Below are 23,841 nucleotides of genomic sequence, written 5' to 3'. Positions count from 1 at the left end.
CGCTCATGTGCGGAATTGCCGGCTGGATCGACTTCGGCACCGACCTGCGGACCCGGCGGTCGACCGCCGAGGCGATGACCAGGACCATGGCCGACCGCGGCCCCGACGCCGAGGGGTTGTACCTGCGCGAACACGCCGCGCTGGGCCACCGCCGGCTGTCGGTCATCGACCTCGAGACCGGCGACCAGCCGATGTCGGTGGACAAGCGCACCGGCGAGTTCCTGCGCTGGCAGGACGGCGCCCGATCCGACGAACTTGCCATGGTCTACAGCGGCGAGACCTACAACTTCCGCGAGATCCGTGACGAGCTGGCCGCGGCCGGGGTCCACTTCGCCACCCGCAGTGACACCGAGGTCGTCCTCGCCGCCCACCGACAGTGGGGCCCGCGCGCCGTCGAGCGCTTCAACGGCATGTTCGCCTACGCGATCTGGGACGAGGCCGCGCAGCAACTGTTGCTCGTCCGCGACCGTCTCGGCATCAAGCCGCTGTACTACTACCCGACGCAGCACGGCGTCCTCTTCGGTTCCGAGCCCAAGGCCATCCTGGCCAACCCGCTCGCCGAGCGTGTCGTGGACGAGGACGGCCTGCGCAAGGTCTTCGGCTTCGTGGCCGTCCCCGGCGAGACGCCGTTCCGCGGCATGAAGGAGGTCACGCCCGGCCACGTCGTCCGCATCGACCGCAACGGCGTCCACGACGAGACCTACTGGACGCTTCCCGGCTACGAGCACACCGACGATCTCGACACCACCATCGGCACCGTCCGGGACCTGCTGCTCGACACCGCGAACCGGCAGCTCATCGCCGACGTCCCGCTCTGCACGCTGCTCTCCGGTGGACTGGACTCGTCGGCGCTCACCGCGCTGGCGGCCGAGAAGCTGCGCGATGCCGGGGCCGGTCCGGTGCGCTCGTTCTCGGTGGACTTCAGCGGATACACCGACAACTTTAAGGCCGACGACCTGCGTGGCACGCCGGATCAGCCCTACGTCATCGACGTCGCCCAGCACGTCGCTGCCGACCACCGCACCATCGAGCTGGACAACGCCGCACTGCTCGATCCGGCCGCCCGGCACGCCGTCCTGCACGCCCGCGACCTGCCCAGCCTCGGCGAGATGGACACCTCGCTGTACCTGCTCTTCAAGGCCGTCCGCGAGCAGTCGACCGTGGCGCTGTCCGGCGAGTCGGCCGACGAGGTCTTCGGCGGCTACAAGGAGTTCCACGACCACGACGCCATCTACTCCGGTTCGTTCCCGTGGCTGCACGGTTCGATGAGCCGGCGCATGATCCAGCCGCAGCTGATCGCCGAGCCGATCGCCAAGGCGCTGGAGCTGCCGCAGTACCTCGCCGACGAGTACGCCACCGCGCTGGCGAACGTGCCGCGGGTCGAGGGGCAGACCGGGCACGAGGCCCGGATGCGCGAGGTCTGCTACCTCTACCTGACCCGGTTCCTGCCCAACCTGCTCGACCGCAAGGACCGGATGAGCATGGCCGTCGGGCTCGAGGTTCGCGTGCCCTTCTGCGACCACCGCCTCGTCGAGTACGTCTTCAACACGCCGTGGGCGATGAAGACCTTCGACGGCCGCGAGAAGTCGCTGCTGCGCGCCGCGACCAAGCACCTGCTGCCCGAGTCGGTGGTCCAGCGCGTGAAGAGCCCGTACCCGCAGACGCAGGACCCCGGTTACGTCGCCGCCACGTCGGCCGAGCTGCTGCGCCGCGTGGACGACGACAGCTCCGCCGTCCACCGCCTCGCCGACCTCGATCAGGTCCGCGAGCTCGCCGCCTCACCCGACACGAGCAAGCAGATGCCCGTCGACCGACTGCTGTTCATCGACGACTGGCTGCGTGACTACGACGTCGCCCTGGACGTCTGATCCTCGGCCGCGTCACCGAGGACTGGCCTCGGCCCGCCGATGGCGGGCAAGCACGGCCACGACTGCCGCCGCGACACCTCCGACCAGGGTTGCGGCGGCAGCCGTCGTCCAGCGGTCCGGCGAGGTGACCGACTGGCCGCGCAGCGCCTGCCAGAGCACGAGGCCGAAGGCGCCGGCGTACCCACCGGAGGCGACCTGCAGCAGCCGCAGCCGGGTCTGCTCGTCCTGGCGTCGCAGACCCGGCAGCAGGGCGAGCCCGGCAGCGAGCAGCGGCAGCACCTGCAGCGCGTGCATGCCGACGAAGTGGGGCACGCGGAGGTCCCCGCCGCTGGTGTCCCAGCCGAGCACCGGCAGCACGTGCCCGGCCCCGACCGAACCGACGTTGTGGCCGCCGATGGCCGCCGACCCCGGACCCTGCCCGGACCGCGGGGTGACCATCAGGAAGCCGACGGCCATGCCGGCCAGGCTGATCGCCACGCCGAACCGCAACGCCCACCGCAGGGCGGGGTCACCGGACGGCGATTGCCGCAGCAGGGCGACGGCTACCGCGATGGTGGCGACGAAGATGACCACCGCCAGCCCGCCCATGGCCGCGTAGACGGCAGCGTCGACGGGGGTGGAGACGTTGAAGTGGCTGCGCCGTCCCCGGGCGGCCTGGAGCAGGACGGCCAGCATCTCCCCCGCCGCGGCGACGGCGATGATCGTGCCCGCCCTGCGAGCCAGGCGCGCACCCCGCGAGTCGTCCAACCGCGAGGTCAACCAGGCCAGGGTGCCGGCGTAGACCGCGAAGGAGACCGAGAACTTCAGGGGCTTGGCCCACACCGAGACCCCGTCGAGCAGGCGCGGATCCACCGCGTATCCGATGCCGCAGCCGACGCCGGTGATCGCCATAGCCCCTGCGAAGACCGCCAGGGGGCGATGCCACCGCGCTGCCTGACCGAACTCTTCGAACATGATCGCCTCCACTGCCGCCGATGTTGGTTTACAGGTGTTTAGTTGCCCGTCCGGGTGCACATCTAAACACCTGTAAAGTCGACCGGGTGACAGTGGGACCGAAGGACCGACCGCGGCGCAGCGGTCGGGGCACAGAGCTGCGGACGGCCATCCTGGACGCGGCGAGCAAGATCCTGGAGGAGACCGGCAGCGACGACGCGCTGACACTGCGGGCCATCGCCCGGCGAGCCGGCGTCACGGCACCGGCCATCTACGGCCACTTCGCCGATCGCGACGACATCCGGCGCGAGGTCATCACCGGCACCTTCGCCGAGCTGGCCGCGACACTGGCCGAGGCCACCGCCGCAGGCCCGCCCGACCCGGCCGAGGCCCTGCGCCACGTCTGCCTGGCCTATCTCGACTTCGCCGCTCGGCAGCCCCACCACTACCGGGTGCTCTTCGAGCGCCATCGCCTCGACGGGACCGCGCAGCAGGCCGACGACGTGAGCCAGGTACCGGGGGCGGACGCGTTCGGGGTGCTATTCGCGGCGACCAGGGCCTATCTGGAGAGCGGGCCGGACCCCGATCAGGACGCCACGCTCGCCACCACCCGCATCTGGGTCGGACTCCACGGCCAGGCGACGCTGCGCGCGAGCCTGCCGTGGTTCCCCTGGCCCGATCGTGACGCGCTCGCCGAGGACATGGTGCTGCGACTGGTGGGGCCGCCCCCGACGGCGCCGCGGCGAGCGCACCCGCAGGACGGCGACACGCCGGAGCCGGATTGACGCAATCGAACGCCTGTTCGATGATTGACTGATGCTGGACGTTGCCATCCGCAAGCCCGACGGATCGTCGGTCGTCGACTGGCAACGGTACGGCCTCCGGACGGCACCGCCGCTGCCGGTGGCCGACGCCCTGCGCACCGTGCTGCCCGACGGGCTGCGGCGGGGCAGCACGGTGAGCGTCAGCGGCTCGGTGTCGCTGGTCTACGCCCTCCTCGGTGCCGCCTCGGCCGGCGGCGCGTGGTGCGCCCTGGTCGGCTTCCCGCGGATCAGCGCCGAGGCGGCCGCCGGGTACGGCGTCGATCTGCGGCGACTCGCCCTGGTCCCCGCCGCCGACGCGGGATGGACCACGGCGGTGGGCGCGCTGCTGGATGCCGTCGACGTCGTCGTCGCCCGTCCGCCGGTGGGGCGCCGGTCGCTGCCCCCCGGTGACGTCCGCCGCCTGGCTGCCCGGGCCCGCAGCAAGGACGCCGTGCTCATGCCCTTCGTCGGCGCCGCCACCACCTCGTGGCCGGGTGCGGATGTCCGGCTGCGAGCCGAGGGCGGCGCCTGGCTCGGCATCGGTGACGGCACCGGGCGGCTGCGGGCCCGGCGGGTCACCGTCTCCGCCGCCGGCCGTGGCACCTCCGCCCGGCCGCGCTCGGCCGACCTGCTGCTCCCGGCCCCCGGCGGTGGTCTGGCCGCAGCCGAGCCGCTCGCCCCCGTCATCGACCTCGCCGGGTGACCATGACTGTCACCGACCACGCCACCCGTCGCATCTCGATCTGGTGCCCCGACTGGCCGGTCACCACCGCCAGGGTCGACGCCGGCCGCCGCGCCGACGAGCCGCTGGCCGTCGTCACCGCCAACCGGGTGGTCGCCTGCTCGCAGGTCGCCCGCGATCACGGCGTCCGGCGCGGGTTGCGACGCCGGGAGGCTCAGGGACGCTGCCCCGACCTCGTCGTCCTCGGCCGCGACGAGGCGGCCGAGGCGCGGGTCTTCGAACCGGTCGTCGCGGCGCTGGAGGCCATCGCCCCCGGCGTGGAGATCACCCGGCCGGGACTGGCCGCCATCGGCGTGCGCGGTCCCACCCGGTACTTCGGTGGCGAGACCGGCGTGTTGCAGGCGCTGTCCCGCGGGGTGGCCGGCATCCCCGCCCTGAACGGCGCCGATCTGCTCATCGGCATCGCCGACGGCAGCTTCGCCGCCGAGCAGGCGGCACGGCGCGGCATGGTCGTGGAACCGGGTGACTCTCCCGCCTTTCTGGAGAGCCTGCCCGTCGAGACGCTCGACCCGAGCGGGACCTCGCCGTTGATCGACCTGCTCACGCGGCTGGGCATCCGGACCCTCGGCGCCTTCGCCGCCCTCCCCGCCCGCGACGTGTTGGCCCGCTTCGGCCCGGAGGGGATGTGGGCGCACCGGCAGGCCGGCGGCGTCGACGACCGTCCCGTCAGCGGGCGCCGCCCGCCGGTCGAGTTCACCGTCACCCTCGATCTCGAACCCCCTGTCGACCGGGTCGACACGGTGGCGTTCTCGGCCCGTGGTCTGGCCGAGCAGTTCGTCCTCGACCTCGCTGCCCACGGCCTGGCCTGTTCCTGCCTCGAGCTGCAGGCGCTGAGCGAGAACGGCGAGGAGACGGTGCGCCGATGGCGGCACGCCGGGGTGATGGGCGCCGCCGACGTCCTGGACCGGGTCCGCTGGCAGCTCGAGGGCTGGTTGTCCGGGGCGCACCGACCCACCGGTGGGATCATCCGGCTCGTCCTCGTCCCCCTCGAGGTCGTCCCCACAGGGGCGCACCAGCAGGCACTGTGGGGCGGGCAGGGTGACGACGACGAACGCGCCGCCCGTGCCCTGGCCCGGGTGCAGACCCTGCTCGGACACGGCTCGGTGCTCTCCCCCGTCCTCGACGGTGGCCGCGACCCGAGCCAGCGGACGCGGTTGGTGCCCTGGGGTGACGAACCGCTGCCGCTGCGCTCGCCCGAACAGCCCTGGCCCGGCCAGCTGCCCGCACCGGCACCTTCGGTCCTGCTGGACCCACCGCGACCGGCCCAGCTGCTCGACGCCGCCCGGCGCCCGGTCACTGTCACCGAGCGCGGCGCGATGCCGGCACCGCCGGCGTACTTCGGCTTCGAGCGCGACGTCGCCGCCGTCACCTCGTGGGCCGGTCCCTGGCCGGTGGACGAGCGCTGGTGGGCCGGCGCGGAGGCACGCCGCGTGGTCCGGTGCCAAGTCGTGGACGTCCACGGCCGGGCCTACCTCGTCGTGGGCACCATGACGGCCGAGGGTGCCCGCTGGCAGGTCGAGGCGGTGTACGACTGACCCGCTACCCCTGGTACCACCAGCCCACGAAGGACGACAGCCCCCAGCCGAAGACCGTCCAGTCGTGCGATCCGCTACGGGAGACGGCCCGCGTCTTCACGCCGGCCTTGACCAGCAGCGGCCGGACGATCTTCATGTCCCGCACGATCTTCGCGTCACCGCGTCCCCACGAGAGCTCGCCCCGGGTGGTCGGGTACCGGTGCCGCCGCAGCAGCACGGTCGGGTCGTGGGCGTCGAAGGCGGCGGCGCTGCCGCCGAAGAGGATGCGAATGGTCCGGGCGCGGTCGTCGTCGTTGCCGACGGTGGGCCGCGCCAGCCCCGAGATGTCGTCGAAGGTCTGCCAGATCGCCGGATGCCGCAGCGCGAGCATGAGCGCACACGTGCCGCCCTCGGAGAGACCGCCGATGGCGAAGGAGGTGCGGCCGGTCCGCACCGGGAGGTTGCCGCGGATCCACCGCGGGACATCGACGCTGAGGTACTTCTCGACATCACCGGAGCGCTTGTCGACACACTCGGTATCGGCTGCGTGCGTGCCGTTCTCGTCCACCACGACGACGACCGGCGCCCGCCCACCGTGCCGAGCCGCGAGCGCGGACATGGTCTGCACGAGGCGCCCCCGCTCGGTCCAATTGGACGGCGAGCCCGGCGTGCCGATGAGCAGCTCGAGGACGGGGAAGCGGTACGACGGGTGCGACCGGGCCGCCGGCGGAATCCAGACCAGTGCCGGCCGGGCACGGAAGTGCGAGGTCGTGCCGGGAATGGCGTGGCTGCTCAGACCCGCCGCCGCCACCGACCTGGCCACCGGCGAGGAGGTGATGGCCGCCTGCGCCGGGCGGGACGCCCCCGCGTCCCGCCCGGCGCTGGTGTCGTGCCTCGGCCGCGCCGACGACCCGCTGCCCGAGGTGAGCACCGAGGCCGCCACCGCGGCGACGGAGAGCCCCACGCCCACCGCCAGCGCGACCCGCCCCTTCCGTACCGTCACGCGTGGTGGCCCGTCAGGCGCGCCAGCAGGGTCGGCCGGACGACGAAGGCCTCCGCCTCCAGCGCGGCGAGCGCCACCCGCGGCACGTCCCGCATCCGCGGGTAGCAGAAGAAGCGGGGCTCCCACTGCGGTCCGAACTTGTCGTTGAACTTGTAGAGCGACTCGATCTGGTACCAGCGCGAGGCGACCAGCAGCACCCACCGCCACCCGCGCAGCACCGGGCCGGCGCCGATCCGCTCGCCGCGGGCCAGGGCGTCGCGGAAGACCGCGAAGTTCAGCGAGATCCGCTTCACGCCGAGCGCCGAGCAGCCCAGCGCGAGCTCGGCGATCATCAGCTCGTTGAGGCCGTTGTCGGCCTTGCGATCACGGCGCATGAGGTCCAGGGAGAGCCCGTCCTTGCCCCACGGCACGAAGTTGAGCAGGCCGCGGACCTCGCCGTTCTGGCGTGCCGTGACCACGACGCACTGGTCGTCGGCCTCGTCGCCGAAGCGCGACAGCGCCATCGAGAAACCGCGCTCGACGCTGTCGGTGCGCCAGCGCTCCGCCGCCTCGGCGAGCTCGCGTCGTTCGTCGGCCGGGATGTCGGCGCTGCGCCGGATGACGACCTCGTAGCCGTTGCGCTGCAGCCGGGCGCAGGCCTGCCGGGTGTCGCGCATGCTGCGACCGGCCAGCGAGAAGGAGGCGACGTCCAAGATGGCCTCGTCGCCGAGGGCCAACGCCCGCATGCCGCACTCGCGCTGCAGGATGCTGGCGCCCAGCTCGCTGCTGCCCATGGCCGCCGGGACCCAACCCTGCTGCTCGGTCAGCTCGCGGAACGCCGAGAGCGCACCGGGCCATGCCTCGGGATCACCCAGCGGGTCTCCGCTGATCAAGGCGACGCCGTCGAGCACCCGGAAGGTGACCGCAGCCTTGCCGGACGCCGACCAGACCACTGACTTGTCGCGCCGCAGCGCAAAGTAGCCGAGCGAGTCGCGCGTGCCCTGCTTGACCAGCAGCTCCCGCAGCCGCTGCTCGTCCGACGCGTCGAGCGTGGGCGGCTCCGCCGCCGGGCGCAGCGCGACGACCAGCGACAGCGCCAGGGTGAGCAGGGCCGAGAGCAGGACCGTGGCGTGCACGAGATCGGCGTAGTAGTCGGAGCTAATCGGAATGGTGCCGCCGAGGCCGACGGCCGAGGCCGCCACCTCGCCGAGCCGCTGGCCCCAGCCGACGTGACCGGGCACGTGGCCGGGCAGGACGAGCAGCAGCATGCCGTAGCCGAAGGTGAAGACGATGCCCTGCCAGAGGATGCGGAAGGCGATGCGCTTGCCACGGGCACCCGTGCGGGCGGTGAAGGCGGAGCGACGCACGATCAGACCGATGAAGAGCCCCGCGACCAGCAGCGTGGTGACGATCCGGACCTCGTGCCGCACCACCTCGGTCGCCAGGACGCAGGCGCAGGTGATGACGGCGAGCCGCCAGGCCACCCGCCGTCGCTGCCGCAGCCCCCGGGCCAGGCGGAGCAGGAAGATGCCCGCAACGAGACCGACGGCTCGCGCTGCGGCACCGGCCGGGGCGGGGACGACCACGGTGGAGATCGAGTGCACCCGCCAGTCGCGAGGCACCAGGACATCGGCCAGCAGCAACAGTCCGGTGATCACCGTGACCAGGGCCAGCGCGGCGGGCGTGGGGCGCGCGGGGCCGCGCTCGTCGTCATCGCGCGGGGTCACTGTTCGGCTCCTCATCGCGCCGAGGCTGAGCGTCACGACCGTGGTCCTTTCGAGGCGGTGGTGCGGGTGGGGTGGGTGGAGGGGACAGCCGAGGGATGCGCCGTGGCCGAGGGACGCGCCGAGGACGGGCTCGCGCTCGACGGGACGGCCGACGGTGCGAGGTGGTGGGCCGTGGCGCCACCGCTGACGGGCATGCTCGGGCGGTGGGACGGCCGCAGCGGCAGCAGCGTGTGACGGGCGTGCTTCGTGTCGACCGACGGCGGTTGCGTGACCGGCAGCGTGGTCTCCTGCGCGGCGCCCGCGACCGGGAACTGGTGTCGCAGCGCCGGCGGTGCGAGCTGCGTCCACATCCACGCGAGCAGCGGCGGCAGCGAGGCGCGCCAAGCGTAGAAGTTGTGTCCGGCACCAGGCTCACGATCGAAGGTGACCTGCTCGATGCCGTGCAGCGCCCGGATGAAGGCGCGAGCACCGTTGATGTCCTCGGCCACCCCGGTGCCGGCCGAGATCCAGAACGACGGCACCGGCGCGGACCGCGTGGTGAGCGCTGCGGCGAGGGCGAGCGGGTCGTTCGCGCGCTCGGCCTGCCGGTTGTCGTGCAGGGCCGCCGCGGCAGGGCCGTCCTGCGGGCGGTAGTAGGCGTCCATCAGGCCCGCGGCGCCGAAGTCGGCAGGGTGGCGCAGCGCGAGATTGGCCGAGCAGTACCCGCCGGAGGAGAACCCGGCGATGCCCCACTCGGCGGGGTCGGTGGCGGCCCGGAAGTGTGCCAGCACATCGGCGCGGACGTCCTGCGTGACGTAGGTGTCGTCCTTGGCGCCCGGCGCGTCGACGCACTCCTCGAAGCGGTTGCCGTCGCTGATGTCGGGCATCACGAAGATCATCGGGCCGGCCTGCCGGTACTCCAGCAGGTGGTGCGCGAGCGCCACGAGCTGCAGCTGCACCGGGTACTGCGACGGCGAGCCGGGCGTGCCGTGGGTCAGCTCGACGACGGGGAAGCGGGTGTGGGCGTAGCGCGCCTGGAAGTACTGCGGCGGCAGGTAAACCAGGCCCTCGCGGTTGATGCCGGAGCGGGCTCCGCGAAACATCACCGACTCAAGGGTGCCCTGTCCCAGCTGCGAGGTGCCGCGGTCGGAGACCTGGCTGACGAAGGTGGCATCGCCGCCGCCGAAGTCGTCAGCCAGCTGACCCCAGCTGGTGTAGTAGCCGTAGTAGTCGTTGACCGCGACAGCTCCCACTCCGATGGCGAGGACGAAGGCGAGGGTCGCCCCCGTGGCCTTCCACCACCACCGCCCGTCACGGGCAGCCAGGTACAGAGCTGCGCCGGTGACCAGCACGAGCACGACGACGAGCAATACCGAATCGGGTTCCACGGCCCCTCCTGCACGAATGTCGCGTCATCGCGACGGAGGGAACTCTCGTGCAGAGCAGGTGTGAGGAAGCCGAACGGCTCAGTTGCTTCTTCGTCGTCTCACGACATCAGCGTCGCCGCCACCGTGGCGCCGAGCTCGAAGCACGCCTCGCGGGCCGCCTTGTCGACCCCGCCGGTGATCACCACCGGCTCCACCGCCCGTCGCCAGCCCAGACCGGTCGTGATCGACTCGGCGGCCCGGACCGCGCCGGCGGCGTCGTTGTTGCCGTGAACCCAGAGCCCGTAGGGGGCACCGGGCTTCTCCGTCAGGGTCGGGTAGTAGACGCCGTCGAAGAAGTGCTTCATCGCCCCGGAGAGGTAGCCGATGTTGGCCGGGGTGCCGAGCAGGAACCCGTCGGCCTCGAGCACCTCGACGGCCGAGGCGACGAGCGCCGGACGGGTCCGCACCTCCACGCCCTCGATGCCGTCGGCCTTGGTTCCGGCCAGCACAGCCTCCAGCAGCTCCCGGGTGGCGGGTGAGGGCGTGTGGTGGACGACGAGCAGAACCGCCATCCTCAGTCCTCGAGCTTGAAACCGACCTTCAGCCCCACCTGAACGTGCGCGACGGCGCCGTCCTCGATGTGCCCGCGGATCTCGGTGACCTCGAACCAGTCGAGGCCGCGCAGCGTCTGCGCGGCGCGACCGATCGCGCCCTTGATCGCGTCGTCGACGCCGGTCTCGGACGTTCCGACGATCTCGGTGACGCGGTAGGTGTTGTCGGCCATGACTGCCTCCTGTGGTGGGAATCCTCCCTCTGGTCCTCCCCGCCCGTGGCCCGATGTTCACCCGATCGCGGCAGACTGCCCGGGTGACGCCGCCCGCTCCTCGCCTGAGCCGACGTCTCGGCATGGTCGACGCGACGACGGTGGGCCTCGGCGCCATGCTCGGCGCCGGTGTCTTCGCGGCCTTCGGCCCCGCCGCGCGCGCGGCAGGAGCGGGGCTGTTGCTGGCACTGGCCGTCGCCGCCGTGGTCGCGTACTGCAACGCGATCTCCTCGGCACGGTTGGCGGCACGCCACCCCGAGTCCGGAGGGACCTACGTCTACGGCCGGCGCCGGCTCGGCCCGTTCTGGGGACATCTGGCCGGCTGGTCCTTCGTGGTGGGCAAGACGGCCAGCTGCGCGGCGATGGCCTTGACCTTCGCCGCCTACGCCGTCCCGTCCCACCCCCGACCGGCTGCGGTCGTGGCGGTGGTCGCGCTCACCGCGCTGTCGGTGTCGGGCGTGCAGCGGACCATGATCGTCACCCGGGTCGTCGTGGTCGTCGTGCTGCTCGTCCTTGCCGCCGTGGTGGTCGTCTGCTTGCTGGGCGCGACGGCGCCGGGCAGCCGGCTCGACCCGTTCCCCGGCGGTGGGGTCCGCGGCGTCCTGCAGGCGGCCGGGTTCCTCTTCTTCGCCTTCGCCGGCTACGCCCGGCTGGCCACCCTCAGCGAGGAGGTCCGCGACCCGGCCCGCACCATCCCCCGCGCCGTCCGAATCGCGCTCACCCTCACGCTGACGGTGTACGCCCTCGTCGCCGTGGCGGTGCTCGCGGCCGCCGGGGCACCGGCGCTGGCCGGCTCCCCCGCGCCGCTGCGTACGGCGGTCGAGGCCGCCGGAGCAGGCGCCATGGCGCCCGTGGTCCGTGTCGGCGCGGCGCTCGCGGCGCTGGGTTCGTTGCTCGCCCTGCTCCTCGGCGTCTCGCGCACCACGCTCGCCATGGCCCGCGACCGTCACCTGCCCCACCGGTTGGCCGGCGTGGACGACCGCCGCGGGACGCCTCGCAACGCCGAGATCGCCGTCGCCGCGGTGGTGGTGCTGCTGGTGCTCGTCTGGGACGTCCGCGCCGCGATCGGTTTCTCGTCCTTCGGCGTGCTCCTCTACTACGCGGTGGCCAACGCCAGTGCGGCAACCCTGCGCAGCGACGAGGAGCCGCCACCCCGCTGGGTCCCGGCCCTCGGCCTCATCGGCTGCGCCGTGCTCGCCGCGAACCTGCCGATGACGAGTGTGCTGGGCGGCGCACTGGTCGTCGGGCTCGGCGCCGTCGGGTACGTCGCGACCTCGCGGGCGCGGCGCCATGGCTGACAGGCACCGACGGCACTAGGTTCTCGCGCATGTTCGGGATCATTCGGCCGTGCCGAAATCGCCTCGGCCCCGAGCTGCGGCGCGACTGGCTGGCCCACCTGTGCGGACTCTGTCTGGCGCTGCGTGACGAGCACGGCCAGGCCGCGCGGCTGGTGACCAACTACGACGCCCTCGTCGTCTCGGTCCTGGTCGAGGCGCAGCTCGGCCGGGCAGGCGGGCGACGCACCGCGGGACCCTGCGCGCTGCGCGGCATGCATCGCGCCTCGGTGGCCCGCGGTGACGGCGCCCGGCTCGCCGCCGCCGTCTCGCTCTTGCTCGCCTCCGCCCGGCTGCGTGATCATGTCGAGGACGGTGACCTCGCCGGCCGGCTCCGCGAACGGGTGGGCAGCGGAGTCGCCGACCGCTTGGCCCTCGCCGGTGCGGCCACCGCTACCACGGTCGCGCTGGACAGCCGGGCCCTGCTCGAGACCGTCGCGGCGCAGGCCGGCGTCGAGGTCTCGCCGACGTCCCTGCTGGACGTCACCGCGCCGACCGAGGCGGCGACCGCCCTCGCCTTCCGGCACACCGCGGTCGTGGCCGGACGGCCCGGAAACGAAGCGCCGCTGGCCGAGGCGGGTCGGCTCTTCGGACGGCTGGCCCACCTGCTCGACGCCGTCGAGGACCTCCACGCCGACCGCGCCGCGGGCGCCTGGAATCCGATCGACGCCCTCGGCCTGACTCCGGACGAGGTCCGCCGGCACTGCGACGACGCCGTCCTCGGCGTCCGACTCGCCCTCTGCGAGGTCGACGTCGTCGATGGACAGCTGGTCCACAAGCTCCTCGTCCACGAGCTGGATGCCGCGGTCCGGCGGGCCTTCGGCCACGCCGGGGAGCCGCAGCCGCCACCGCTCACCCCACCGCTCCCACCGGAGCAGCAGCCGCCGAGCCGGCCGGGGTGGGAGGCGCCACCGGCGGCGAAGCCCAAGGGCCCCGTCGCCGGCTGCCTCGCCTCTCTCGTCGCCTGCGGCACCTGTCAGGCCTGTTCGCAGAACTCCTCCGACCTGGACGAGGAGGAGAAGCGGGGATTCTGCGACCGCATCTGCGGCTGGTGCGACTGCTGCAGTTCGTGCGGAGACTGTCCGGACTGTTGCGATTGCTGCAACTGCTGCGATTGCTAGCCGGGCCGCTGGCGAACCACTCCGCCGCGGTCTCGCACCGGGTATCGTCCGCGGCGTGTCGTTGACGGTCGTGGTCACCCGCGACTACGACGACGTGCCCAGCTGCTTCGAGAAGTACGAGCTGGGGACGCGCTGGCGGGTCAACGGCGGCAATCTCGAGGTCTTCGTCGGCACCACGCTCGCCGCGCTGTACCCCTCCGGCAACTGGGTCTCCGTCTTTGCCGACGACGCCATGCAGCTGTTCCAGGGCGGCGCGCTGCCGGACTACAGCACGATGCCGCGCGTGGACCGTCCGTCGCGGCCGACCGTCAGCTCGGACGGACCGGCGGACGGCGACGCCGCAGTCGGCAGCACCGGGGAGACCGGTCCGCTGCCCGCGGACGACGTCTCGGAACACCACATCTCCCGGTCCCGGCCCAGCGGGGTCGTCGAGGATCCGATGTACGGCCCCGGGGGTCTCCACGAGCAGTACGGCAGCCGCCCCGGCGGGGGTTCGAGCCCCGACATCATCGCCGGCGAGGACGTCGCCGCCGCCCGCGCGGCGATGCTGCCGGTCTCGTTCCGGCCGCGCACTTACCGGACGGCCACGCCGGCGAAGAAGTCCCCCGTCGGACCCCGACTGCTGCCGATCAAGCTGCGGATGAAGCGGTTCCGTCAGGCCACCGCGAGCGACGCCCCGGCCGAGAGCGCCGCACCACGGATGATGCCGGTGCAGCTGCGGACGACCACGTACCGCGCCGCCCGCACACAGCCGGACGACGGCGCCGCGCAGTCAGGTGCCCCAGAGCACGACCCGCAGCACGACCCGCGGCCAGACGCGCCGCCGTCGGACGACGCCACCGGCTGAGGCTCAGCGCGGCAGGCGACGCCTGCGGCTCGCGGCAACGAGATCCGGCACGGTCGCGAACTTCGCCGCCGGCCGACCGTGGGACTTCCCCCGCGCCTGTTCGGCGGCGAGGATCCGCCGCAACCCCTCGCCGTCCACCACGTCCACCCCGGCCCGGCCGACCAGCCGCGCCAGCGCCTTGGCCCCACCCTTGCCGCGCGGCAGCCTCCCCGCGACGGCGTCGTCGAGCAGGGTGCGGACCGTCTCGGCCGCGTCGGTGCGGTTGTCGCCGATACCGCCGGACGACCCGCGCTTGCACCAGCCCACCGCATAGGCCCCGGCGACGCCGGCGACCCGTCCGGCCTCGTGGGGCACGACGCCCGCCGCCGCGTCGAAGGGCAGGCCCGGCACCGGACGTCCGCCGTAGCCGATGGAGGTGACGACCAGCCCGCAGTCGAGCTCGTCACCGTCAGCGAGGCGGACCGCCGTCACGCGACCGTTGCCGGTCAGCTCCGCCACCGTGGTGTGGAAGCGCAGCACGATGCGGCGCCCCAGCGCAGGCGTGCCGCCGTCGGGGCGTACCCGGCGCAGCGGTTGCAGCAGCCCGGCCTTGCTCCCCGGCGCCGCGGCGTCGATGGCGTCGCCAGTGCGCGGATCGCGGTCGTCCACCACGAGTTCGACATCGTGCTCGTCACTCAGCTCGCGCAGCGCCAGCAGCTCCGGCGCCGAGTAGGCGGCGTCCTCGGGTCCGCGCCGGGCGAGCAGCACCACCTCGCGGACGGGACGACCCTGGAGCGCCGACAGCGCATGGTCGGCGATGTCGGTCCCGGCGAGCGCGGCGGGGTCGGAGCTCAGGATGCGCGCGACGTCCAGCGCCACGTTGCCGTTGCCCACCACGACCGCGCGATCGTGATCGAGGCTGACGGCATCGGCGGGGACGTCGGGATGCGCGTTGTACCAGCCGACGAGGTCAGGCGCGGTGACGCAGCCGCGGAGCTCCTCGCCGGGGACGCCCAACTGCTTTCCGACCGAGGCTCCGACGGCATAGATCACGGCGTCGAAGTGCTCGGCAAGCTGAGCGACGCTCACCGCGGTGCCGACGTCCACGCCGAGCAGCATGCGCACTCGCGGATGCGCGTAGAGCCGGGCGAAGGTGTGGCCGATGCGCTTGGTGCCGGGGTGGTCGGGCGCGACGCCGTAGCGGACGAGCCCGCCGGCCACCGGCAACCGGTCGATCAGCGTGACGGTGGACTGCGTGTGCAGCAGCAGCAGTTCGGCGGCGTACATGCCCGCCGGACCCGTGCCGACGACGGCGACGTCCAGGCCGGCGAAGTCGCTCGGCAAAGACCAGTCGAAGGTCGGGTTGTCCCACGTGCGGAAGAGCGGCCCGGAGGCGGGCGCGACCGGGACATCGGCGAAGTGGTCGGCGTTGAGCTGGATGTAGATGCGCTCGGGCCCGCGCAGCGTGTCCGCCGGGACGATGGCATCGACCGGGCAGGCGTCGGCACAGGCACCGCAGTCGATGCAGGCCCGCGGGTCGACGTAGAGCATCGGCTCGTCAGCGAACCCCTGCTCCGGCGGGGCCGGGTGAATGCAGTTGACCGGGCACGCCGTGACGCAGGAGGCGTCTTTGCAGCAGTTCTGCGTGATGACGTACGGCATTTAGAGCAGATTCGCGCGCTTGTACAACGCCTTCGCCGGTGCCGTCAGCAGGCCGGCCGACTCGAGGAACTCCATGAGGCCGCGGCAGCTGGAGCGCAGCAGGGCCTTGTAGTGCTCGTTCGCGGCGGCCTCCCGCTTGGCGCGCTGGACGTCCAGCCCGGCCTGCTCGTAGACCTCGTCGCTGACCATGCTGGTGACGATGAAGTAGGCGGCGAGGGCGACGAGCAGGGCGCTGCTGTGGCGACGGGCGCGGCTCACCCCGGCCATCCGGTCGACGACCTCCTGCCGGGCGAACTTCATGTGTCGCGATTCCTCGACGACGTGGATGTTGTTGATCGTCCGCACGAAGGGCGCCACGCGCTCGTCGCGCATCCAGTCGCGCTGCATGACGTCGAGGACCTCCTCGGCGACGAGGATCGCGGCGTAGGCGGCCTCACCCCAGGCGATGGTCTTGAAGATTCGACCGAGCTCGACCACGGCCCGCTTCGGCATGTAGGCCGGCGCGTTCAACTTCTCCGCGCCGCGGGCGAACATGATCGAGTGCCGGCACTCGTCGGCGATCTCGGTGAGCGCCCACTGGAACTCGGCGGAGGTCCGGTCCTTGGCGTAGACGTCGCGCAGCATCATCTGCTGCAGGATGATCTCGAACCAGATCCCGGTGCTGGCGACGCAGGCCGACTCCTGCCGGGTCAGCTCGGCGCGCTGCGCCTCGGTGAGCTCGTCCCAGTAGGACGTCCCGTAGAGCGTCGACCACTCGGGGCTGGCACCGTGATGGCTCGGATCCAGCGGGGTCTCCCAGTCGACCTCCAGCCGCGGGTCGTAGGAGAGTTGCGCACTGGAGCCGAGCAGGCGGGCGGCGACGTCGTCGGTCGAGGGCGCGCCGGTGCCGGCGGTGGTGCTGGTGTCGCGGTCCATGAGGGTCATCGCGTCTCCCTGGCTCACTCGGGACGGGCGTACCTGTGACTTGACGTGATAGGTACCCGAGATGACGAGTATGTATCACGGCCCGTCACAGCTACAACCCCCCGAGCGACGCTGGTCACGCCAGCTGGCCGCCACTGAGCGTGGACCTACGGACCACCGCGATCAGCTGGCCCCGTCGGCGTTGCCGAACTTGTCGCGCTTCGGTTCTCCCGTCTCGGCGATGTGCTCGCGGTTCTCCCGCTCGTCGTCGCCCACCTCGGGAAGGTGGCGACCACCCGCGTCGCGGTCGTCGGGGTTCGCGGGCTCGTCGTGGTCGGTGCGGTTCGTGCTCATGGGGCCTCCTCGGGCGGTGGTGCCCCGGCACGGGTTCGGCCGGCGGTCCGGGCGGTGGGCGCGGACCGTGATCCCAGGGTGCCCCGCTGTCGGGAAGCCGGAACCGCAGGCAGCACACGGCCAGCCGCCTATGACGACCACGACGAGGTGATGTGATCAGCCGATGGTGATCGAGCTGGAACAGCCGAGCGCATCCCGACTCGGCGAGGTAATCGACATCCTCCGCAGCTGGCAGCGTGAGAATGCGCCGATCCAGCTGCACCCGGGCGATCTTGGCTGGGCCTGGCGATCCGGCGCGGACCAGCTGGGGGCTGCCCTGCGCCTCTGGAGCTGGCACGGCGACATCGTCGCGATCGGATTACTCGACGGGCCGGAGGTGCTGCGCACCACCGTGGCACCGGCGATGTGGCGAAGCGACGAGCTGGCTCGACGCGTCGTCGCCGACGTCTCCGATCCGGACCGCGGCGTGCTGCCATCGGGAAGTGCGGCCATCGAGGCCCCCGACGGGAGCCGAGTGAAGGAACTGTTGCGGGCTCACGGCTGGAGCGAGGGTGAGTCGTGGACGCCGCTGCGCCTGGACCTCGGCTCGCCCGACCCGCGACCGCCACTGCCACTGCAGGTCGAGGTCGTCGCCTCGACCGATCAGCTGTCCGAGTGCACGGCCGTGCATCGCTCGGCGTGGGGCAACCCGCAATTCACCGACGAGAGGTGGCAGATCATGGCAGCCGGGCCGGCCTTCGCCGAGGCCCGGTGCCTTCTCGCCCGCGATTCGGCCGGGGTGGCGGTGGCGACGCTGACGGTGTGGTCATCCGGCCCCGGGAGGCCGGCTCTGATCGAACCGCTGGGGGTACACGCCGACCACCGACACCGCGGCTACGGGACCCTGGATCTGCCGGGCCGCCGCCACCCGGCTGCGGGAGATGGGCTCGACCAGCGTTCAGGTCTGCACCCCCAGCTCGCTGCCGAACGCCATCGCCACCTACGAGTCGGCTGGCTTCGTGCGGCTACCGCCGCGACTGGACCTCCAGCGAGAGCAGGCCGATGAGGCGGCGCGGTTCGGTGAAGGCCCCGGGCGCTTCGACGTCTGACGCCCGGCGGGCCGGACCGCGGCGTGCCATAGTGGCCCGCATGGTGTTCGACATGAATATCGGGGGCGGCAAGTCGATCTTCACCCGCTCGCACGCCCGTGTGAACGAGGTCGACGCCGAGCTGCGGGACAAGCACACCGGCGAGCCGGCCGAGGACATCGCGCCGATCGCCGTCCTCGCCCTCCGGCGCATCGGCGTCAGCCTCTCCGAAGCGGAGATGGTCGCCTACGCCCGGGCGATCTCGCACGACGAGGAGTTCCAGTTCCGGCTCACCTGACCGATGTGCAGATTTAGAACACCCGTTCTATGCTCGACCGGTGGGTTGGGAGAATCCGGAGATCCCCTGGCGGGAGCTCGAGCGGCGGCTGTCGGGGCGTCCCGAGCCACCGGCCCGCAAGGTTCCGCTCGGCCCGCTCCCGCGGGGTGACGGCGGCGACTCCCCCGCCTGGTCGCGGAAACGGGACGCCTACGAGGCGACGCCGGTGGCCCGCCCGACAACGGCGGTGCCGTACGCGGAACTGCACGCGCACTCCTCGTTCAGTTTCCTCGACGGCGCCTCCTCGCCCGAGGAGCTGGTGGAGGAGGCCGTCGCCCTCGGGCTGGAGTCGCTGACCCTCACCGACCACGACGGCGTCTACGGCCTGGTCCGCTTCGCCGAGGCCGCGAGCGCGCACGGGCTGGCCGCGGGCTACGGCGCGGAGCTCTCGCTCGACACCCCCGTGGCCCGGACCCGCTCCGAGGCCGACCTGGCCGTGCGGGTCGGCAACCCCGATCCGCCCGGCACCCATCTGCTCGCCCTCGCCCGCGGCCCCGAGGGCTACACCCGGCTCTCCCGCGCGATCGGCCAGGCGCACCTGCGCGGCGGCGCCAAGGGCCGGCCGCGCTACGACGACGTCGAGGCGCTGGCCGAGGCGGCCGCGGGGCACTGGCTCGTCCTCACCGGCTGCCGCAAGGGTGCGGTGCGCCGTGCCCTGGACCGTGACGGCGAGGCCGGTGCGCGGCGCGCACTGGACCGGCTCGTACAGAGCTTCGGCCGCGACAACGTCGCCGTCGAGCTCACCTACGAGCTGGATCCGCTGGCCGACGAGCGCTACGAGGTGCTCGCGGCGCTGGCCGGCGAGTTCCGGCTGCCCCTGGTGGCCACCACCGCTGCGCACTACCACGGTCCGCCGCGCCGGCCCCTGGCCACCGCCATGGCCGCCGTCCGCGCCCGCAGCAGCCTGGACGAGATCGACGGGTGGTTGCCGGCATGGTCCGGGCAGCACCTGCGCTCGGGGGACGAGATGGCCACCCGCTTCGCCCGCTGGCCCGATGCCGTCCGCAACGCCGCCCGGCTCGGCGGCGAGATCACCTTCCCGCTGCGGCTGATCGCCCCTGACCTCCCGCCCTTCCCGTGCGAGGACGGCCTGGACGAGATGTCCTACCTGCGCAAGCTCGCCTACGACGGCGCGACGATGCGGTTCGGCGGCCAGCCGCACGAGGCCAAGGCCTACGAGATGATCGAGCACGAGCTGGAGATCATCGAACAGCTCCACTTCCCGGGTTACTTCCTCGTCGTCTGGGACATCGCCCGCTTCTGCCGCGAGAACGGCATCCTCTGCCAGGGCCGGGGCAGCGCCGCGAACTCCGCAGTCTGTTACGCCCTGCAGATCACTGCGGTCGACCCGGTCTTCTACGGCCTCATGTTCGAGCGCTTCCTCGCCCCCGAGCGCGCCGAGCCGCCGGACATCGACATCGACATCGAGTCCGACCGGCGCGAGGAGGCCATCCAGTACGTCTACCGGCGCCACGGCCGCGAGCATGCCGCGCAGGTCGCCAACGTCATCACCTACCGCCCCAAGTCCGCGGTCCGCGACGTCGCCAAGGCACTCGGCTACTCCCAAGGCCAGCAGGACGCCTGGAGCAAGGAGATCGAGCAGGGCTACTACTGGGCCTACACCCCCAGCCACCCGCAGGCGGGGAACATCCCGCAGCCCACCGCCCTGCCCGACCGCGAGGGCGTTCCGGAGAGCATCGACACCGTCCCGGCCGACATCCCCGCCCCGGTCCTCGCCCTTGCCGCCGAGCTGCAGAACACCCCGCGACATCTGGGCATCCACTCCGGCGGCATGGTGATGTGCGACCGCCCCGTCATCGACGTCTGTCCCGTCGAGTGGGGACGCATGGCCGACCGCACCGTGCTGCAGTGGGACAAGGACGACTGCGCCGACATCGGCCTGGTCAAGTTCGACCTGCTCGGCCTCGGCATGCTCTCGGCGATCAGGTACTGCTTCGACCTGATCACCGAGCACCACGGCGTCACCTACGAGCTGGCGACCATCCCCAAGGAGGCGCCCTGCGTCTACGCGATGCTGCAGCGGGCCGACTCGGTCGGCGTCTTCCAGGTCGAGTCCCGCGCCCAGATGGCGACACTGCCGCGGCTCAAACCCGATCGCTTCTACGACCTGGCGTGCGAGGTCGCCCTCATCCGTCCCGGACCCATCCAGGGCGACTCGGTGCATCCCTTCATCCGCCGCAAGAACGGCGACGAACCGGTCTCGTACCCACATCCGCGCCTGAAACCCGCGCTGGAACGGACCTTCGGCATCCCGCTCTTCCAGGAACAGCTCATGCAGATCGCGGTCGGCGTCGCCGACTTCTCCCCCGCCGAGGCAGACACGCTGCGCCGGGCCATGGGCTCCAAGCGCGGTCACGACAAGATCGAGGCGATGCGCAAGCGGCTCTACGAGGGCATGGAGCGCAACGGCATCGCCGGCGAGGTCGCCGACCAGATCTTCGAGCGGATCCGCGCTTTCGCCTCCTTCGGCTTCGCCGAGTCGCACTCGATCTCGTTCGCGCTACTCGTCTACGCCTCCTCCTGGCTCAAACTGCACTATCCCGCGGCCTTTTGCGCAGCTCTGATCAATGCGCAGCCGATGGGGTTCTACTCGTCGCAGTCGCTCGTCCACGACGCGAAGCGGCACGGCGTCGAGGTCCGCGGCCCGTCACTGGAACACTCCCTGGCCGGCGCGTCGCTCGAAGCGGCCGACGGTCCGTCGCAGTGCGCGTGCCTGGACGCTCCGCAGCCGGCGGTCCGCCTCGGGCTCGGCTCGGTCCGGACGATCGGCGACGACCTGGCGGAGGCCATCGTGGCCGAGCGGACGCGCGGGATGTTCGCCTCCATGGCCGACCTCTCCCGTCGAGTGGGCCTGAGCGCCGAGCAGGTGGAGGCGCTCGCCACCGCCGGCGCCTTCGCCTGCTTCGACGCCGACCGCCGCAACGCGCTCTGGGGTGCCGGTGCGGCCGCCACCGCACGTCCCGGCCAGCTGGACCTCGCCGTCTTCGACGAGGCCGCGCCGGCGCAGCTGCCCACCATGACCGAGCCCGAACAGCTCATCGCCGACATGTGGGCCACCGGCGTCACCCCGACGACCTATCCGACGGCGCTGATCCGGCCGCGGCTGGCCGCCCGCGGCATCATCACCGCCCGCGATCTGCGCGCGATCCCGAACCACACCCGGGTGCTCGTGGGCGGGGTCGTCACCCACCGGCAGCGTCCCGCGACCGCGCGCGGCGTCACCTTCATCAACCTCGAGGACGAGACCGGCATGGTGAACGTGATCGTCGACGAGATCGTCTGGCAGAAGTACCGGCGCGTCGCCCGCGAATCGGGCGGGCTGCTCATCCGTGGCATGCTGGAGAACACCAAGGACGGCGTGATCAACGTCCTCGCCGAGAAGCTGGAGCGCCTCAACCTCGGCCTGCGCAACCAGTCGCGGGACTTCCGGTGAGCGACGCGCTCCGTTGGCCGACCACCCGCGACGAGTCACCCGGCCTCTTCTCGACCGAGGAGCTCCTGGTGCCCGAACTCGGCACCGGACGCATGTCGGGTCTGGAGTTCCTGCACGTGACGGCCAAGTCGATCCTCAACCACGTGCCGGACGGCTCGCGGGCACCGACCAACTGGACGATCAACGTCTACCGCGGCTGCAGTCATGCGTGCTCCTATTGCCTGGCAGGGGACACCCTGGTCCTCATGGCGAACGGACGCACGAAGGTCATCTCGCAGATCCGGCCCGGCGATCGCGTGTACGGCACCGTTCGCAGCCGTTCCTACCGTCGCTACGCCCCGACGACGGTGCGCGACCAGTGGCGCACGATGCGTCGTGCGTACCGGGTGACCCTGGCCGATGGCACCACCCTTGTCGCCAGCGGCGACCACCGTTTCCTGACCGAACGCGGCTGGAAGCACGTCACGAACGCAGCCGCACCAGCGCAGCGGCCGCATCTGACGACGCGGAACTCCCTCTTGGGGCTCGGCACACTCCCCGCCACACCGACGGAGACCTCGGCCTACCGACGTGGCTATCTGACGGGAATGATTCGTGGGGATGCGCACCTCGGCTCGTACCAGTACGAACGTCCGGGTCGTTCTCACGGAACAGTGCACCGATTCCGACTCGCACTCGTCGACTATGAACCCCTCGAGCGGTCGCGACGCTTCCTACTCGATGAGCTCGGTATCGCGACCACCACCTTTACCTTCAGCCCGGCTACATCCACACGTCGTCCGCTCGATGCCATCCGGACGTCGCGCGAAGCCGACGTTCGCGCGCTCGTCAGCGCCATCGCATGGCCAGGCCAACCTGACCCGGAGTGGCGACGAGGATTCCTCGCCGGCGTCTTCGACGCTGAGGGCTCGCACTCGCGTGGGGTCCTGCGCATCAGCAACGCCGACCCGGACATGCTTCGCCAGACGATGGACGCCGCGGCATCGTTCGGCTTCGACGTCGTACTCGACGTGCCGAAGGCGAACGGCGTCAGAACCGTTCGGCTTCGCGGCGGCCTCCGCGAGCGGGTTCGGTTCTTCCTCCTCACCGATCCGGCCACCACTCGCAAGCGGGTCGTCGACCACGTAGCCATCAAGACCGACGCCGACCTGCGAGTGGTCGGGGTCGAAGACCTCGGCGTCGACATCCCGATGTACGACATCAGCACCGACACCGGTGACTTCATCGCCAATGGGGTTGTCAGTCACAACTGCTTCGCCCGCCCCACGCACGAATACCTCGGCCTGAACCTCGGCCGCGACTTCGACCGGCGCATCGTGGTCAAGATCAACGCGGTCGAGAAGCTGCGGGCCGAACTCGCCCGGCCGTCGTGGCGCAACGAGGCGGTGGCGATGGGCACCAACACCGATCCGTACCAGCGCGCGGAGGCGAAGTACCGGCTCACCCGCGGCGTGCTGCAGGCGCTGACCGAGCGGGGCACACCGTTCTCCATCCTCACCAAGTCCCCGCTCGTCACCCGCGACCTCGACGTGCTGACCGAGGCCGCAGCCAGGCAACCGGTGCAGGTCAACTTCTCCCTCGGCACGCTGGACCAGCAGATCTGGCGGGCGAGCGAGCCGGGGACTCCGAACCCGCGACGGCGGGTGGCGGCGATGGCAGAGCTGGCTGCCGCCGGCGTCCGGACCGGGGCCCTCGTCGCGCCCGTCCTCCCCGGCCTCAGCGACTCACCGGCACAGCTGCGCGAGGTGGTCACCGCCATCGACGATGCCGGCGGGCGGCTGCTCGGCATCAGCGCGCTCTACCTGCGCGGCGGGGTGCGCGAGCACTTCCTGGACTGGCTGCGCGGCGCCTTCCCGGAGCAGTACGCCTCCTACCTGCGGCGGTACCCGGGTGGCGGCGCCGGAACGTACGCGCCCCCGCGCTACCTCGACGAGCTCTACGAGCGCGCCGGGGTGCACCGGAACCGCAGCAGCAGCCGTGAGATCCGCCGAGGCCTGGCGCCTGAGGCCGCACTGCGGCAAGGTGGGCCCACGCACTCGACCTGA

General features: G+C 72.1%; 20 protein-coding genes. 11 read left to right on the top strand and 9 right to left on the bottom strand.

The genetic code is table 11. The features are described 5' to 3' along the window. Positions 1 to 5 precede the first annotated feature (5 nt). A complete protein-coding gene (asnB, locus tag AC0NZQ_RS06430; protein WP_474528836.1) occupies positions 6 to 1,868 on the top strand; it encodes an asparagine synthase (glutamine-hydrolyzing) in 1,863 nt (620 codons plus the stop codon). Between the two features lie 12 nt (positions 1,869 to 1,880). On the opposite strand, the gene AC0NZQ_RS06425 is transcribed toward asnB, so the two are convergent. Continuing rightward, on the bottom strand, positions 1,881 to 2,822 hold the full coding sequence (locus tag AC0NZQ_RS06425; RefSeq protein ID WP_474528835.1) for a hypothetical protein: 942 nt from the start codon (positions 2,820 to 2,822) through the stop codon (positions 1,881 to 1,883). Positions 2,823 to 2,908: 86 nt separating this feature from the next. Between AC0NZQ_RS06425 and AC0NZQ_RS06420 the strand changes: the two genes are divergently transcribed. The 3 genes from AC0NZQ_RS06420 to AC0NZQ_RS06410 are packed head-to-tail and all read left to right on the top strand — an operon-like array spanning position 2,909 to position 5,881. Continuing rightward, complete coding sequence (locus AC0NZQ_RS06420; RefSeq protein WP_474528834.1) at positions 2,909 to 3,586, top strand: TetR/AcrR family transcriptional regulator; 678 nt, start codon at positions 2,909 to 2,911, stop codon at positions 3,584 to 3,586. Between the two features lie 31 nt (positions 3,587 to 3,617). Continuing rightward, complete coding sequence (locus AC0NZQ_RS06415; RefSeq protein WP_474528833.1) at positions 3,618 to 4,307, top strand: hypothetical protein; 690 nt, start codon at positions 3,618 to 3,620, stop codon at positions 4,305 to 4,307. A gap of 2 nt (positions 4,308 to 4,309) precedes the next feature. Continuing rightward, positions 4,310 to 5,881 (top strand): DNA polymerase Y family protein, encoded by a 1,572-nt coding sequence (locus AC0NZQ_RS06410; protein WP_474528832.1) that lies wholly within the window; start codon positions 4,310 to 4,312, stop codon positions 5,879 to 5,881. A gap of 4 nt (positions 5,882 to 5,885) precedes the next feature. On the opposite strand, the gene AC0NZQ_RS06405 is transcribed toward AC0NZQ_RS06410, so the two are convergent. The 5 genes from AC0NZQ_RS06405 to AC0NZQ_RS06385 form a co-directional block, all read right to left on the bottom strand. Next, on the bottom strand, positions 5,886 to 6,863 hold the full coding sequence (locus AC0NZQ_RS06405; protein ID WP_474528831.1) for an alpha/beta hydrolase: 978 nt from the start codon (positions 6,861 to 6,863) through the stop codon (positions 5,886 to 5,888). Further along, positions 6,860 to 8,569 (bottom strand): phosphatidylglycerol lysyltransferase domain-containing protein, encoded by a 1,710-nt coding sequence (locus AC0NZQ_RS06400; RefSeq protein ID WP_474528830.1) that lies wholly within the window; start codon positions 8,567 to 8,569, stop codon positions 6,860 to 6,862. The genes AC0NZQ_RS06405 and AC0NZQ_RS06400 overlap by 4 nt, the downstream gene beginning before the upstream one ends. A gap of 32 nt (positions 8,570 to 8,601) precedes the next feature. Next, positions 8,602 to 9,936 (bottom strand): alpha/beta hydrolase, encoded by a 1,335-nt coding sequence (locus AC0NZQ_RS06395; RefSeq protein ID WP_474528829.1) that lies wholly within the window; start codon positions 9,934 to 9,936, stop codon positions 8,602 to 8,604. Between the two features lie 98 nt (positions 9,937 to 10,034). Further along, positions 10,035 to 10,487 carry a flavodoxin family protein gene (locus AC0NZQ_RS06390; protein ID WP_474528828.1) on the bottom strand — a complete coding sequence of 151 codons (453 nt, stop codon included), beginning with the start codon at positions 10,485 to 10,487 and terminating at the stop codon, positions 10,035 to 10,037. 2 nt (positions 10,488 to 10,489) lie between these two features. After that, entirely contained in the window at positions 10,490 to 10,699 is a 210-nt protein-coding gene (locus AC0NZQ_RS06385) for a dodecin (protein WP_474528827.1), read from the bottom strand. An 83-nt stretch (positions 10,700 to 10,782) separates the two neighbouring features. Between AC0NZQ_RS06385 and AC0NZQ_RS06380 the strand changes: the two genes are divergently transcribed. The 3 genes from AC0NZQ_RS06380 to AC0NZQ_RS06370 are packed head-to-tail and all read left to right on the top strand — an operon-like array spanning position 10,783 to position 14,040. Next, a complete protein-coding gene (locus AC0NZQ_RS06380; RefSeq protein WP_474528826.1) occupies positions 10,783 to 12,036 on the top strand; it encodes an APC family permease in 1,254 nt (417 codons plus the stop codon). A gap of 29 nt (positions 12,037 to 12,065) precedes the next feature. Then, positions 12,066 to 13,193, top strand: a complete 1,128-nt coding sequence (locus AC0NZQ_RS06375) for a DUF5685 family protein (protein ID WP_474528825.1) — start codon at positions 12,066 to 12,068, stop codon at positions 13,191 to 13,193. Positions 13,194 to 13,248: 55 nt separating this feature from the next. Continuing rightward, a complete protein-coding gene (locus tag AC0NZQ_RS06370) occupies positions 13,249 to 14,040 on the top strand; it encodes a hypothetical protein (protein WP_474528824.1) in 792 nt (263 codons plus the stop codon). A 3-nt stretch (positions 14,041 to 14,043) separates the two neighbouring features. Here AC0NZQ_RS06370 and AC0NZQ_RS06365 read toward each other — a convergent pair whose 3' ends face one another. The 3 genes from AC0NZQ_RS06365 to AC0NZQ_RS06355 form a co-directional block, all read right to left on the bottom strand. After that, positions 14,044 to 15,681 (bottom strand): FAD-dependent oxidoreductase, encoded by a 1,638-nt coding sequence (locus tag AC0NZQ_RS06365; protein WP_474528822.1) that lies wholly within the window; start codon positions 15,679 to 15,681, stop codon positions 14,044 to 14,046. Further along, entirely contained in the window at positions 15,682 to 16,596 is a 915-nt protein-coding gene (locus AC0NZQ_RS06360; protein WP_474529436.1) for an AurF N-oxygenase family protein, read from the bottom strand. Between the two features lie 171 nt (positions 16,597 to 16,767). Next, entirely contained in the window at positions 16,768 to 16,938 is a 171-nt protein-coding gene (locus tag AC0NZQ_RS06355; RefSeq protein WP_474528819.1) for a hypothetical protein, read from the bottom strand. Between the two features lie 163 nt (positions 16,939 to 17,101). Here AC0NZQ_RS06355 and AC0NZQ_RS06350 point away from each other — a divergent pair, with 163 nt between their 5' ends. The 4 genes from AC0NZQ_RS06350 to AC0NZQ_RS06335 all read left to right on the top strand — a co-directional run bounded on the left by AC0NZQ_RS06350 (position 17,102) and on the right by AC0NZQ_RS06335 (position 23,841). After that, on the top strand, positions 17,102 to 17,983 hold the full coding sequence (locus tag AC0NZQ_RS06350; RefSeq protein ID WP_474528817.1) for a GNAT family N-acetyltransferase: 882 nt from the start codon (positions 17,102 to 17,104) through the stop codon (positions 17,981 to 17,983). An 83-nt stretch (positions 17,984 to 18,066) separates the two neighbouring features. Continuing rightward, a complete protein-coding gene (locus tag AC0NZQ_RS06345) occupies positions 18,067 to 18,303 on the top strand; it encodes a hypothetical protein (protein WP_474528816.1) in 237 nt (78 codons plus the stop codon). A 40-nt stretch (positions 18,304 to 18,343) separates the two neighbouring features. Then, positions 18,344 to 21,796 carry an error-prone DNA polymerase gene (locus tag AC0NZQ_RS06340; protein WP_474528815.1) on the top strand — a complete coding sequence of 1,151 codons (3,453 nt, stop codon included), beginning with the start codon at positions 18,344 to 18,346 and terminating at the stop codon, positions 21,794 to 21,796. Continuing rightward, positions 21,793 to 23,841 (top strand): LAGLIDADG family homing endonuclease, encoded by a 2,049-nt coding sequence (locus AC0NZQ_RS06335; RefSeq protein ID WP_474528814.1) that lies wholly within the window; start codon positions 21,793 to 21,795, stop codon positions 23,839 to 23,841. The genes AC0NZQ_RS06340 and AC0NZQ_RS06335 overlap by 4 nt, the downstream gene beginning before the upstream one ends.

It is taken from the genome of Jatrophihabitans sp. sgz311053, assembly GCF_056135305.1.
The sequence above is the reverse complement of the archived record's forward strand: the minus strand, read 5'-3'. Positions and strand labels throughout refer to the sequence as shown.